The following is a 14054-nucleotide window of genomic DNA, read 5'->3' on the forward strand; positions in this document are numbered from 1 at the left end:
TCTTCTAGAAGCTCTTTTCAGCTCTTTCTTGATTTTTTTTCAGGGGGAAGTTCCGATATAAAGCGCTCTGTATATACTCGCAGTATTAATTACCTAGTTTTTCCAATTGTCGGAAAACTTTTTGTAGTAGTTGAGAGTTTTGCAATTCTTCTATTTTAATTTTCTCATTAAATGTCAGGGGAATTGCATCTATCTCAGTCTCGGGAATCTCGATCGCTTCTGGGGTAGTCTCGGGAATCTCGGTAACTTCTTCCTCTACAGTAGTCTCGGGAATCTCGATCGCTTCTGGGGTAGTCTCGGGAATCTCTATTACTTCCTTATCTATATTATTAGTCTCGGGAATATCGGTAACTTCTTCCTCTACAGTAGTCTCGGGAGTAGTGATAACAGGAGCTAGATAATTAGGATCTACGATAGATTGTACTGTATCTAAAGACAATTCACCTCTAATTAGTTTAGAGAGGTTATCTTCTCTGTTGGGTTGATAGTTAACTAACTGTACAGAAGTATTAAAGAGATTCTTAATTTTTTCTCCTTGATCATCGATAAATTCTAATTTAACCCAATTGATACCTGGTTGAAACCCCTCTAAATATAAAGATTTCCAACTATCTAGTAGGAAACTTTCATCATTGATGGTTACTTTAATACGCCAATCACTAATATTATCATCGGGATTTTCTCTAGCCACGAAGTGAAGAGGAGCATTAGTTAGGTAAAAGTCTAACATGATTGGTTCTGCTCCATAAATACCTTGAGGACTGTTATAGGTTAATAAAGGTAGAGAAGGATCAGGGGTATTGTCGGTTTTAGTGTAAACGTGAAATGCTGTTTGAGCGTAAGCTCCCTCATTTTTAAAGCTTTCTAACCAGGGTTTCACTGCAAATACCCTCAGAGTATGAGTTCCTGGTGTTAAATCCTCTAAAACGATTGGCTCATTGAGATCATATATAGATAGATATCTCTCGTTATCTACAATAAGTTGTAAATGAGGACCGAGGTTAAACTGGGAATCTTGAAAAATTGCTAAATCTTTAACGTCTAGTTTGACGGTTACGGTATTTTCGGTAAAGAGTTGATCTGGTTGTGGAGTGACTATACTTACTTGTGGTTGATATTTGCTTAAGATTGCGTCTAATTGATTAATTACCAGAGGAGGAGCAATCTCTGAGAGACGATTAGGTTGGGTTTTGTTTTCTCTGACAGGACGATCGCCAAGATTCTTACTCTCTAGATTATCACTACAACTAATTAAACTCCAACTCACTAAGAGCAATAATAGATAGACAAAAATTGTTTTTATTGATTTAGCTCTATGTTTTAAAGTCAACATAATTACTGTTACTCATTAATATTCTCTCTATTTGGCAATATAACGTATCTTCAGGCACAATTAAGTTTTGTTAAGAAAAGTTAAAAAGTCTTGACTTTTAGAGAAAAAAAGGTTCAGAAAAAGCAGCGTAGGAGCGAAAAATGAGCTAATTTTAAATATTGTTAATCATTAGTAAAATAAAGTCATAAAGGCATTAATATCATCATTAGTGCTTTGCATCAAAAAAAAGAAACAAAGTACGAAAAGTTGCGCTATTTTAGAAACAAGGTCGCAAGTAAAAACTGCAGACCGAAGCTAAAATAACAAAACGATTCACAAACTGCAAACCCTAATTTTGTTGTCGAGAGAGGAGACACCCTCATGACAATTAGTCCCCCAGAGAAAGAGGCGAAAGCCAAAATAATAGTAGATAAAGATCCAGTGCCTACCTCATTCGAGAAATGGGGGAAGCCGGGTCACTTTGATCGCACTCTGGCGAGAGGGCCAAAAACCACAACCTGGATTTGGAATCTCCACGCTGATGCGCACGATTTTGACAGTCAAACAAGTGACCTAGAAGATATTTCACGGAAGATCTTCAGTGCTCACTTTGGACACTTAGCCGTAGTATTCGTTTGGTTAAGTGGGATGTACTTCCATGGCGCACGTTTTTCTAACTACGAAGCCTGGTTAAGCGATCCCACTAATATTAAGCCAAGCGCTCAAGTAGTTTGGCCAATAGTAGGTCAAGATATCCTCAACGCCGATGTAGGCGGTGGGTTCCACGGAATTCAGATTACCTCAGGATTTTTCCAACTTTGGCGTGCTTCTGGTATTACTAACGAGTATCAGTTATATTGCACAGCTATAGGCGGTTTAGTAATGGCAGCGTTAATGCTGTTTGCGGGTTGGTTTCACTATCACAAACGTGCACCAAAACTGGAATGGTTCCAAAATGTGGAATCAATGCTAAACCACCACTTAGCAGGCTTACTAGGATTAGGCTCTCTAGGTTGGGCGGGTCACCAGATCCACGTATCCCTACCAATTAACAAAATGTTAGACGCAGGAGTAGCCCCCCAAGACATACCCTTGCCTCACGAGTTTATTCTCGATAGCAGCAAGATGGTAGAGCTATATCCTAGTTTCGCCCAAGGATTAACACCCTTCTTTACCCTGAATTGGGGAGTATATTCAGACTTCCTAACCTTCAAAGGAGGACTAAATCCAGTAACAGGTGGCTTATGGTTGTCAGATACAGCTCATCACCACTTGGCGATCGCCGTGCTCTTCATCATTGCAGGTCATATGTATCGTACCAACTGGGGTATTGGTCATAGCATCAAAGAAATCCTAGAAGGACAAAGAGATCCCATCACGGGCACAACCCACCAAGGACTCTACGAAGTATTGACCACATCTTGGCACGCTCAACTAGCGCTAAACCTAGCCCTATTAGGTTCTCTAACCATCATCGTGGCTCATCATATGTACGCGATGCCTCCCTATCCCTATCTAGCGACAGATTACGGAACACAACTATCAATCTTTACTCACCATATGTGGATTGGTGGCTTCCTAATCGTGGGAGCAGGCGCTCACGCAGCGATCTTCATGGTACGCGACTATGATCCAGCTAAAAACATCGATAACCTGCTAGACAGAGTCATTCGTCAAAGAGATGCTCTCATTTCTCACCTCAACTGGGTATGTATCTTCCTAGGCTTCCATAGCTTCGGTTTGTATATCCACAACGACACCATGCGCGCTCTAGGTCGCCCTCAGGATATGTTTTCTGATACAGCGATTCAGCTACAGCCAGTGTTCGCACAGTGGATTCAAAACCTACACACCTTAGCACCTGGAGGCACAGCGCCTAACGCACTAGAACCAGTAAGCTACGCTTTTGGTGGTGGTATAGTAGCTGTAGCAGGAAAAGTAGCGATGATGCCCATTACCCTGGGAACAGCAGACTTTATGGTGCATCATATTCATGCTTTCACCATTCACGTAACTGTCTTGATTCTCCTCAAAGGGGTACTCTACTCTCGTAGCTCTCGCTTAATCCCTGACAAAGCTAACCTAGGCTTCCGCTTCCCTTGCGATGGTCCAGGACGTGGCGGTACTTGTCAAGTTTCTGGTTGGGACCACGTATTCTTAGGTCTCTTCTGGATGTACAACTCCTTATCGATTGTGATCTTCCACTTTAGCTGGAAAATGCAGTCAGATGTATGGGGAACAGTACTACCCGATGGCAGTGTATCTCACATCACCTCTGGCAACTTCGCTCAAAGCGCAATCACCATTAATGGTTGGCTAAGAGACTTCCTCTGGGCTCAATCAGCACAAGTGATTAATTCCTATGGATCAGCTTTGTCAGCTTACGGCATAATGTTCTTAGCAGGACACTTCATCTTCGCCTTTAGCTTAATGTTCCTCTTCAGCGGACGTGGTTACTGGCAAGAGTTGATTGAGTCTATCGTTTGGGCTCATAACAAGCTAAGAGTAGCCCCCGCGATTCAGCCTCGCGCTCTGAGTATTATTCAGGGACGTGCTGTAGGGGTAGCCCACTACTTGCTAGGCGGAATTGTTACCACCTGGGCGTTCTTCCTAGCAAGGATAATTGCAGTAGGTTAAACTAACTGTAAGTATTTACTTACCTATCGCCTGGAACAACCGTTCCAGGGATAAACTCAAAAATAAGCATCACCTGCAGTAAATACCGCATAAGCTCAATCGTTCACGAACAGGAGAACTTCTGTTTATAGCTATGGCAACTAAATTTCCCAAATTTAGCCAGGATCTCGCTCAAGACCCAACAACACGTCGGATTTGGTACGGGATTGCTACAGCCCACGACTTTGAAACTCACGATGGTATGACCGAGGAAAATCTTTACCAAAAGATCTTTGCCTCTCATTTCGGACACATCGCGATTATCTTTCTGTGGACTTCCGGCACTCTCTTCCACGTAGCCTGGCAAGGTAACTTTGAACAATGGATCAAAGATCCTCTAAATGTCCGTCCCATCGCTCACGCTATCTGGGACCCTCACTTCGGTCAAGGTGCAATAGACGCCTTCACTCAAGCTGGAGCATCTAATCCAGTAAACATCGCTTACTCTGGGGTTTATCACTGGTTCTATACCATCGGGATAACCACCAATCAAGACCTTTACCAAGGTGCAGTATTCCTGTTAATTCTGGCTTCTGTTTTCTTGTTCGCAGGCTGGTTACACTTACAACCTAAGTTCCGTCCTAGCCTATCTTGGTTCAAGAACGCTGAGTCACGTCTTAACCACCACCTAGCAGGTCTATTTGGGGTAAGCTCTTTGGCTTGGACAGGTCACTTAGTACACGTGGCTATTCCAGAATCTCGTGGTCAACACGTCGGTTGGGATAACTTCCTGTCCACTCCTCCTCACCCTGCAGGTCTAGCACCTTTCTTTACAGGGAACTGGGGAGTGTACGCTCAAAATCCTGATACCGCTAGCCACGTATTTGGTACTTCCCAAGGAGCAGGAACAGCGATTCTAACCTTCTTAGGTGGCTTCCATCCTCAAACAGAATCTCTGTGGTTGACTGATATGGCTCATCACCACTTGGCGATCGCGGTAATCTTTATCATCGCTGGTCATATGTACCGTACCAACTTCGGTATCGGACATAGCATCAAAGAGATTCTCAAAGCACACAAGCCCCCTCAAGGTACTCCCTTCGGTGGTATGCTCGGAGAAGGACACGTTGGTCTCTACGACACAATTAACAACTCTTTACACTTCCAATTAGCCCTCGCTTTGGCTTCTCTAGGTGTAATTACTTCTCTAGTAGCGCAGCATATGTACGCCATCCCGCCCTATGTATTTATGGCGCGTGACTATACGACTGAAGCTGCTCTCTACACTCACCACCAGTACATCGCTGGCTTCATCATGGTAGGTGCTTTCGCTCACGGTGCAATCTTCTTAGTCAGAGACTATGACCCCGAAGCGAATAAAAACAACGTATTAGCCCGAGTTCTCGAACACAAAGAAGCGATTATCTCCCACTTAAGCTGGGTCTCTCTCTTCCTAGGTTTCCACACTCTCGGTCTCTACGTCCACAATGATGTAGTAGTTGCTTTCGGAACTCCTGAAAAACAAATCCTAATTGAGCCTGTATTCGCACAATGGATTCAAGCTACTCACGGTAAAGCTCTCTATGGTTTTGATATCTTACTATCTAACCCAGATAGTATCGCTTCTACCACTAGCGCTGTTTGGTTACCTGGTTGGTTAGATGCGATTAACAGTGGCACAAACTCCCTGTTCTTGACCATCGGACCTGGTGACTTCTTAGTACACCATGCGATAGCTCTTGGATTACACACAACTACCTTGATCCTCGTTAAAGGCGCTCTAGATGCCCGTGGTTCTAAACTTATGCCCGATAAGAAAGACTTCGGCTTCTCCTTCCCTTGCGATGGTCCTGGTCGTGGTGGTACTTGTGATATCTCCGCTTGGGACGCTTTCTACCTCGCTATGTTCTGGATGCTCAATACTCTAGGCTGGGTAACCTTCTACTGGCACTGGAAGCATCTTGGTATCTGGCAAGGCAACGTCGCTCAATTTAACGAAAACTCTACCTACCTCATGGGTTGGTTCCGCGATTACCTCTGGGCTAATTCTGCTCAGTTAATCAACGGTTACAATCCCTACGGTGTGAACAACCTTTCTGTCTGGGCTTGGATGTTCCTCTTTGGTCACCTAGTTTGGGCTACTGGTTTCATGTTCCTCATCTCTTGGAGAGGATACTGGCAAGAGTTAATCGAAACTATTGTTTGGGCACACGAACGTACTCCTCTAGCTAACCTAGTTCGCTGGAAAGACAAACCCGTTGCTCTCTCAATCGTACAAGCTCGTTTGGTTGGTTTAGCTCACTTCACTGTGGGATATATCTTTACCTACGCTGCTTTCTTAATTGCTTCTACCGCTGGTAAGTTCGGTTGATAAGTAGATTTACTCGGTTTAGGTAATTAAATAAAACCCTCTAACTTAAAAAAGTTGGGGGGTTTTTAAAATCACTATATAGGTGTTAGGGTATTAGATATTATTGCTGCTAAACACTATACCACTTATGGGTTTTGACTTTTGCCTCTTGCCTTTTGCCTTCCGTTATATTTTTAGCCTTCTCTCAATCGATTAAGGAGACAGAAATTATGAAAATAGCACAACTTTATACAGAAGATTATCTACTCTTTCAAATTATGAAACCCATTACTGTCTTGGTGCGCGTTCCCTAGCTTGGTCGACGTTCCTTGGCGCCGGAAACCGGCGCGGGATTCGCTGCGCGAGATCCTTCGGATACGCACCGCAGTCTAGCTTTTGCCTGCACGTAGCGCTATACAATCGGCTTTAGCACTACAACTTAACCACCGTACTAGTAATAAACTACTCTAAACTCCAAATAATTGTTATGGGAATTATATAAAGTATAAGTAGCTTGATGAGGGGTTTTACCCACATTTCCTACTCCTATAATTCGTTTTTGAGAAGTTGTGATAGTTTCAGGAGAAGACTGATTTTCAAGGGTAGTTACACTGGAAATAATCGAGCCTTGTTGTAGTTGGTATTCAAAAATTTGACCAGAGCGACCACAAAAAAGCTGATTAACCCCAAAACGCCCAAGACGATCTAAAACTCGCCAGGGTGGTGTATTCGGAGTTAACTCCTCACTAACACTAACACCACTGCCATGGATAAGTAAACAATCTAATTCCACAAAACCAAAATCTAACTTTCGTATCCATTCCACTGTTTCACGAGAAACAAAATTCCAGAGATTTTTTACCGTATCATCTCCATATCTATCTAATAATTCTGTGGCTTGAGTTGTCCCACTTAAACCGTGTAGAATTAAGCATTGTTCTTCCCACCAACCTCGACAAATTTGAGGAAATAATTCACCATCAAAAGGATTAAGAAGACTTTGAACCAATGTTTCAGTTTCTGCTCTAGGACCTACTATATCACCGAGAATATATAATTCTTCAACTGCTTTAGTTTGGCTTTTAATATCCTTGAGAACAGCTTGATAAGCTGGATAATTACCTTCGATTCCCGCTAAAATTGCCCACATAATTAACGTTCACACACATGAGTAGGATCTTCAGCTTTTTCGGCGTATTCCCAGCCTTTGATAAGTCGCCAAGCAAAAATCGGGGGTAAACCTTTTTCTAACAAGGCTTTACAAGTCTTTTGATAATCATAAGCTATTTCTTGTAACTGTACTGCTGCCGTGTTGGTATCATAAATGACGTAAGTCGCATTAGGACGACCATGACGAGGTTCACCTACTGAACCTACATTAATAATACGTTTTAGAGGAGTAGAAAAGCTCTCAGATATCTGATTATTATCCTTAGAAAGGTTAACTTTAATGGTTAGTTGTCCTGATTCAAGATTTCGTACATAAGGAACATGAGTATGACCACAAAACAAGACATCAGCATCTACGGATAAAACCCGCTCTAAAGCAGTAAACGCATTTATTTCTGGCAACAGATATTCATGGTTACTTTGAGGACTACCATGTACAAAACAAAGATTATTAACCTTAAGAGTTTCGGGTAGTTCAGCAAGATATTGGCGGTTTTCGGCGTTAATCTGTTGATTAGTCCATTCATGAGCTAATTTACCTCTTTTTTCGGCTAATAAAGAAGGATAGCTACATTCACAGGCGTTTAAACCTTCGACAATATCCTCATCCCAACAACCTTGAACTGTGGGAATATTCAGTTCCCGAATAGTTTCGACAACTTCATTGGGAAATGGTCCATATCCCACTAAATCCCCCAGACAATAAATTTCTGCACAGTCGTTTTTCCTTATATCTTCTAATACTGCTTCTAAAGCAGCCATATTGCCATGAATACAGGACATAACAGCTATTTTCATTGTATTTCCTCTTCTTCTAAGCTTAAAGACTGTTTGATTTGTTCTTGATAATAAAATATGGCTTCGTCTGAAAGACAACAATCTCCTAGGGTATCAGCGATCGCTTCTTTATCTAGATTATCTCCAATGATTTCTATACCACTAAACCGTTCTGGTCTCCCCTGCAAACTTAAAGGTAATTGCAAAGATTCAAAGTCTTGCGGAGGTAATCCACAACTGAATTCTCCATAAATAGACTCTCCTTGTGCTATATCAAAAATTCCTTTAACACGAAATACCTCACCATAAGCTCCCTCTGTTAATTCTCTCCAAAAAGTCTCTAAACTGGAAAAATCTAAGACTTCTCCCCTTAAAAGAGCTTGTTGTATTTTTAATTGCTGTTTTTCTAATCTAGAGAGCCATTTATCTATCCCGGTACGATAATTTAAAACTAGCTCATCTGCCCAACTTTGCCACTGAAAGCAATCTTCAGGACTCGAAATGATAGCAACTCGGTGACAATTTAGCTTTTGTAACAAAGATTCAGCAGCTAATAAATCTAAATGCCATGGCAATTCTAGATAAACTTCCCCTCCTGTTTGAGCAAACTTAGATAACTCTTCTATTCCTCCGGTGAAAAAAACCTGTACTTTTGATTCAGTACTCTGTAAACGAAGGTCATCAATGGGAAAATTGGCTGTTTGAGGACTAAAATACACAGCCTTTCTTTGATTTCGAGCTATTTGTTCTCTAATCCACTCAGTTTTACCAGAACCCGGTAGTCCTGAAATTGCCGTAATCATTAAGTTCTACACAATTAACATTGTTATTAACTTATTATAAATGATTATCATTTTAAATACTAGTCTTTGCTGTGACCGCTTTTTTTAACTCTTCTTGTAAAAACTCAACAGTCATAGTTCCCAAATCTCCTCCTCTGCGAGTGCGGATACTCAGAGTTTGACTTTCCACTTCTCGCTTACCAATAATAGCCACCACAGGGATTTTCTCTAATTCACTAGTACGAATTTGTTTAGCCAAGCGTTCACCGCTTTTATCTACTTCTACCCGATATCCCGCTTTTTTAAGTTTACTTGCTACTAATTCTCCATATTCGCGTTGTTCATCCCCTACAGGTAATAAGCGTACTTGAATTGGAGCTAACCACAGAGGAAAATCTCCCGCGTAATTTTCAATTAAAATGCCAAAAAATCGTTCTAAAGAGCCAAAAATAGCCCGATGAATCATAATTGGGCGTTGACGAGTCCCATCGGCTGCCACGTATTCCATGTTAAAACGTTCGGGTAAATTAAAATCAACTTGAATGGTAGAACATTGCCACATTCTACCAATAGCATCTTGAATTTTCAGATCGATTTTAGGACCATAGAAAGCCCCTCCACCTTGATCTTCTACATAATCCCATTGTTTAATATTTAAAGCTTCAATTAAAGCCTCAGTAGCTAAATCCCAAGCTTGGTCAGTTCCTACATACTTTTTAGGACGAGTAGATAAATTAATCTCATAATCAGTAAACCCAAAGTCTGAAAGTATTTTTTCAGTCAAATTTAAAACACCGAAAATTTCCGAGGTAATTTGTTCTGGTAAACAAAAAATATGGGCATCATCCTGAGTAAACCCACGTACCCGCATTAACCCGTGTAAAGCCCCTGAGCGCTCATAACGATAGACTGTACCTAATTCTGCCCATTTCAGGGGAAATTCTCTATAGGAGTGGAGTTCATCCTGATAAGTCAAAACATGAAAAGGACAGTTCATCGGTTTGAGTTGATAACTTTGAGCTTCGATGGCGATCGCCTCAAACATATTTTCTCGATAAAAGTTCCAATGTCCCGAAGTTTTCCAGAGTTCTAAATTAGCTAGGTGAGGAGTATATAAAAGTTGATAACCCGCTTCTAGGTGAGCTTGACGCCAATAGTCCTCGATTAGATAACGTATGGTAGCACCCCTAGGATGCCAAAAAACTAAACCTCCTCCTGCATCTTCTTGAATACTAAATAGTTTGAGTTGTCGCCCCAATTTACGATGATCTCGACGTCTGGCTTCTTCTTGTTGTTGTAGGTAAGCTTGTAGTTGTTCTGGATTTAACCAAGCTGTTCCATAAATTCTCTGTAACTGAGGTTGGCTTTCATCTCCTCGCCAATATGCTCCTGCTACACTTTCTAAAGCGAAAGCATCTGGATTAATTTCTCCTGTAAAGTTAAGATGAGGACCGGCGCATAAATCCCACCAAAACTCTTCAGGGGGAGAAATCACCGGATCTATTAAAGAAGGTTCAACTTTTCTATTACCCCTACCACTATCAGGACTACCAAGAAAATAACGAGTAATAGTTTCTTCTGCAGGTATATTATCGAGGATTTCGAGCTTATATGATTCATTTAGTTGTGCAATTTCGGCTCTAATTTCGGCGCGCTCTACCACTTCTTTAATGATAGGTAGATTAGCTTTAATGATTCGGCGCATTTCTTGTTCAATCTTTTGCAAGTCTTCTGGAGTAAAAGGAGTTTGACGGTCAAAGTCATAATAAAACCCCATTTCTGTAACTGGACCAATAGTGACTTTAGTCTCTGGGAATAACTTCTGTACCGCCATTGCTAAAATATGGGCGCAGGTGTGACGAATTTTAATTAATTGTTCTAAATCCTTTGGAGATTTTTCTAGTTGATTAATCATAATTTTAATTTGCCCTTTAAACCTAAAAATGTTATTATTACAAAAGTGCTCAATATTGTTGAAGGTTCGGGAATAGGTGTAGCTTGAAAGCCTTTAACATTTCCTTCACTGTCAAAATATTGACCGACAATTACCCCAGCATCATTTATATTGTCTGCTAAAGTAGCCACAGCACCTGGAAAAGCAATTTCGAGAAAACTATTATTATCCCAGATAAAAGAACGCCAAGTATCTCCTGTCTCTGGTAAATTGAATACTCCCACTATTTGATTGTTATTGTTAAGACCACGTGCTCTGGTTAAGTTAGCACCAGGAAAGTTAATTGTGGTAATTTGTTCTCCTTCTAACAAAAACCCCTGAGTACCGTTTTCATCTCTAAATTGTCCCGTAATATTTCCCTGATCATTTATTCCCCAAGGAAAGATTTTGTCAGCATTAGGTATATTAATTGGTTCTAAATCAATAGTCTCTATTTGACTAAAATTAGGCTGATTAATAAAAAATCCATTAGCATCACTAAAATCTTGATTAAAATAAAAGCCAACAATTTGCCCGTTATTATTAATTCCCGAAAATTCTAAATCTGGGATATCATCTCTTTCAGGAAACAATTCAGGTAAAATAAAATTACCATTACTGTAAATATATGGTTCAGCCTCAATAAAATCAGGAGTAGTAAAAAAATAGCCAACTATATCCTGATTATCGTTAAGATCCCATACTAAAGTGGCTGGCGCTGAGGGTAAGGGTGCAGACAAAAAATTAAGCTCTTGATTTTGATTAACAAAGTAAGTAATAGCATCAACTCCCCCCGCATTAGTATCTCCCACAAACTGTCCATAATTATCTATCGCTTTGATTGATGTAAAGGAAGCATCATCTATAACAAAACTCGAATATTCATATAGTGTAGTAGCTTGAGATACCGAAGAACAGGTTAAAATTACACTACATAAAGCTGCTTTTTGAAAACTCTTGTTGATTTTAACTATCATCTCTTTTTATTTAATGATTATCATTATCATATAACAAGGTTGTCAAAAATTACTGCAACAATTGGGCTACTTCTTTAGCAAAATAAGTCAAAATCAAGTCAGCACCAGCTCTTTTAATACTAAGGAGAGTTTCTAAAACAACTTGTTTTTCGTCAATCCAACCTTGTTGGGCTGCTGCTTTAATCATCGCATATTCTCCTGAAACGTTATAAGCAACTACCGGCAAATTAGTCATTTGCTTTACTCGATAAATAATATCTAAATAAGCTAAAGCAGGTTTAATCATTACTAAATCAGCACCTTCTTTAATATCTAATTCCACCTCTTTGATAGCTTCTCTAGAATTACCCGTATCCATCTGATAAGTTTTCTTATCCCCAAATTGGGGAGTAGATTCCAAAGCATCTCGAAAAGGACCATAATAAGCTGAAGCGTATTTAGCAGAATAAGCCAAAATTCCTACATGATAATAACCTTGAGCATCTAATGCTTGACGAATAGCGCCTATTCTGCCATCCATCATATCAGAAGGAGCTACAAAATCAGTGCCCGCCTCAGCCTGTGAGAGAGCCATTTTTACCAAGACTTCTACTGTCTCATCGTTAAGAATTTCTCCATCTTTGACTATACCATCATGTCCATAGATAGAAAAAGGATCTAAAGCAACATCGGTTATCAAAACTATCTCAGGATTTTTTTCTTTAATTGCTTTAATGCTACGTTGAACTAAACCATCAGGATTATAACTTTCTTGACCTAGATTATCTTTTTTTTCGGCTTCAACCAAAGGAAATAAAGCAACCGCCTTAATTCCTAAATTACTAGCTTCTTGAATTTCTTTTACAAGTAAATCCAGAGAATAACGATAACATCCTGGTAAAGAAGATATTTCTTCTTTTTGATTTACTCCCTCTCTCACGAAAACTGGATAAATTAAATCATCAACTTTTAGTTCATTTTCTCTAATTAAACTACGTAAAGCAGGAGTGCGACGCAGACGACGTGGACGATAAAATAGAGATAAAGAAGTATCATTAGATAAATAGTTCATTATTTTTCCTCACTAATTAGGGTTAAAAGTTTTTAACTAAACATTGCTCTAAACCTTGACGAATTTCTGAAACATTTAAATCACGACCAATCAAAACTAATTGGTTACGTCTAATTCCTTGCCATTGTTCAGCCTCAATATCGTAGCGCTTTCCACTTAGTTGAAAAATATGTCGCAACTCACTCTCAATAAACCAAAGAATTCCTTTAGCACGAAAAACATTATTTAATTTTTGATCGCTTAAAAAGTTTTGGAACTTATCTAGATGAAAAGGGCGATCTCTTTCAAAAGATACGGCTACAAAGCCATCTATTTCTAAATGATGAGAATGATGATGGTCATGATCATGGTGATGCTCACCTTCTATTTTTTGAGAAAAAAGAGACTGATTACACATTCCTATGTCTAAAATAAGGGGGAGAGGAACTTTACCATATTGAGAATATAAAATTCTTGCTCCTACTTTTATTGTCTGTATATCTTTTTCCAAGAGCTTAATTTGATTTGCTGCAACTAAATCAGTTTTATTAACTAAAATAATATCCCCATAAATTATTTGTTTTAAAGCTGATTCGCTTTCAAAATGTTCAGATGTAAAGGTTTCCGCATCAACTAAGGTTAAGATAGAATCTAGTCTAACTAAATCCCGTAATTCTGTACTTAAAAAAGTCAAAGCTATAGGTAAAGGATCTGCTAATCCTGTAGTTTCAACTATTAAGTAGTCAACTTTTTCATCTAGTTCTAATACTTGATAGACAGCTTCAATCAAATCATCATTAATGGTGCAACAGATACAACCATTACTCAGAGTCACCATATTTTCGTCAACTGATACCAATAATTGACTATCAATATCAATATCACCAAACTCATTAACTAAAACTGCTATTTTTAAATCGTGATTATTACTTAAAATATAATTAAGAAGGGTTGTTTTACCACTACCAAGAAACCCTGTAATAATGGTCACAGGTAACCCTTGCTTAGGGATATTTAGGGAAAGAATTTGCTCTGGGGATTGTTGTTGAATCATCAATTTATTAGGAGTAAGAGATTAGGACAAGATGTGAGAAGATATCCCACATC

The 14054-nt window shown here is 39.6% G+C and carries 9 protein-coding genes and 1 pseudogene; 2 read left to right on the top strand and 8 right to left on the bottom strand.

The features are described 5' to 3' along the window. Positions 1 to 181 precede the first annotated feature (181 nt). Positions 182 to 1333 (bottom strand): annotated as a pseudogene (locus tag EA365_15745) (hypothetical protein). A 360-nt stretch (positions 1334 to 1693) separates the two neighbouring features. On the opposite strand from EA365_15745, the gene psaA reads away from it, so the two are divergent. Both psaA and psaB read left to right on the top strand, forming a co-directional pair. Beyond that, complete coding sequence (gene psaA, locus EA365_15750) at positions 1694 to 3949, top strand: photosystem I core protein PsaA (GenBank protein ID TVQ42187.1); 2256 nt, start codon at positions 1694 to 1696, stop codon at positions 3947 to 3949. 133 nt (positions 3950 to 4082) lie between these two features. Then, positions 4083 to 6299, top strand: coding sequence for a photosystem I core protein PsaB (gene psaB, locus EA365_15755; GenBank protein ID TVQ42188.1), 2217 nt, complete (start codon positions 4083 to 4085; stop codon positions 6297 to 6299). A 430-nt stretch (positions 6300 to 6729) separates the two neighbouring features. Here psaB and EA365_15760 read toward each other — a convergent pair whose 3' ends face one another. The 7 genes from EA365_15760 to EA365_15790 are packed head-to-tail and all read right to left on the bottom strand — an operon-like array spanning position 6730 to position 14001. Continuing rightward, positions 6730 to 7428, bottom strand: coding sequence for a metallophosphatase (locus tag EA365_15760; protein ID TVQ42189.1), 699 nt, complete (start codon positions 7426 to 7428; stop codon positions 6730 to 6732). A gap of 2 nt (positions 7429 to 7430) precedes the next feature. Beyond that, positions 7431 to 8246, bottom strand: coding sequence for a metallophosphoesterase (locus EA365_15765; protein TVQ42190.1), 816 nt, complete (start codon positions 8244 to 8246; stop codon positions 7431 to 7433). Then, positions 8243 to 9028: a hypothetical protein gene (locus tag EA365_15770; GenBank protein ID TVQ42191.1), complete on the bottom strand. Its 786-nt coding sequence runs from the start codon at positions 9026 to 9028 to the stop codon at positions 8243 to 8245. The genes EA365_15765 and EA365_15770 overlap by 4 nt, the downstream gene beginning before the upstream one ends. A 52-nt stretch (positions 9029 to 9080) precedes the next feature. Further along, entirely contained in the window at positions 9081 to 10922 is a 1842-nt protein-coding gene (locus EA365_15775) for a threonine--tRNA ligase (GenBank protein ID TVQ42192.1), read from the bottom strand. Beyond that, the gene (locus tag EA365_15780) at positions 10919 to 11917 is read right to left on the bottom strand and encodes a hypothetical protein (protein TVQ42193.1); all 999 of its coding nucleotides are present in this window, start codon (positions 11915 to 11917) and stop codon (positions 10919 to 10921) included. Before EA365_15780 ends, EA365_15775 begins: the two co-directional genes overlap by 4 nt. 49 nt (positions 11918 to 11966) lie before the next feature. Further along, on the bottom strand, positions 11967 to 12968 hold the full coding sequence (gene hemB / locus EA365_15785; GenBank protein TVQ42194.1) for a porphobilinogen synthase: 1002 nt from the start codon (positions 12966 to 12968) through the stop codon (positions 11967 to 11969). 22 nt (positions 12969 to 12990) lie between these two features. Then, positions 12991 to 14001: a GTP-binding protein gene (locus EA365_15790; GenBank protein TVQ42195.1), complete on the bottom strand. Its 1011-nt coding sequence runs from the start codon at positions 13999 to 14001 to the stop codon at positions 12991 to 12993. Between the last annotated feature and the right edge of the window lie 53 nt (positions 14002 to 14054).

This window comes from Gloeocapsa sp. DLM2.Bin57 (assembly GCA_007693955.1).
GTDB lineage: Bacteria > Cyanobacteriota > Cyanobacteriia > Cyanobacteriales > Gloeocapsaceae > Gloeocapsa.

Coding starts and splice junctions, on each gene's coding strand:
- psaA (TVQ42187.1), top strand. CDS start 1,694: ATGACAATTAGTCCCCCAGAGAAAGAGGCGAAAGCCAAAATAATAGTA.
- psaB (TVQ42188.1), top strand. CDS start 4,083: ATGGCAACTAAATTTCCCAAATTTAGCCAGGATCTCGCTCAAGACCCA.
- EA365_15760 (TVQ42189.1), bottom strand. CDS start 7,428: ATGTGGGCAATTTTAGCGGGAATCGAAGGTAATTATCCAGCTTATCAA.
- EA365_15765 (TVQ42190.1), bottom strand. CDS start 8,246: ATGAAAATAGCTGTTATGTCCTGTATTCATGGCAATATGGCTGCTTTA.
- EA365_15770 (TVQ42191.1), bottom strand. CDS start 9,028: ATGATTACGGCAATTTCAGGACTACCGGGTTCTGGTAAAACTGAGTGG.
- EA365_15775 (TVQ42192.1), bottom strand. CDS start 10,922: ATGATTAATCAACTAGAAAAATCTCCAAAGGATTTAGAACAATTAATT.
- EA365_15780 (TVQ42193.1), bottom strand. CDS start 11,917: ATGATAGTTAAAATCAACAAGAGTTTTCAAAAAGCAGCTTTATGTAGT.
- hemB (TVQ42194.1), bottom strand. CDS start 12,968: ATGAACTATTTATCTAATGATACTTCTTTATCTCTATTTTATCGTCCA.
- EA365_15790 (TVQ42195.1), bottom strand. CDS start 14,001: ATGATTCAACAACAATCCCCAGAGCAAATTCTTTCCCTAAATATCCCT.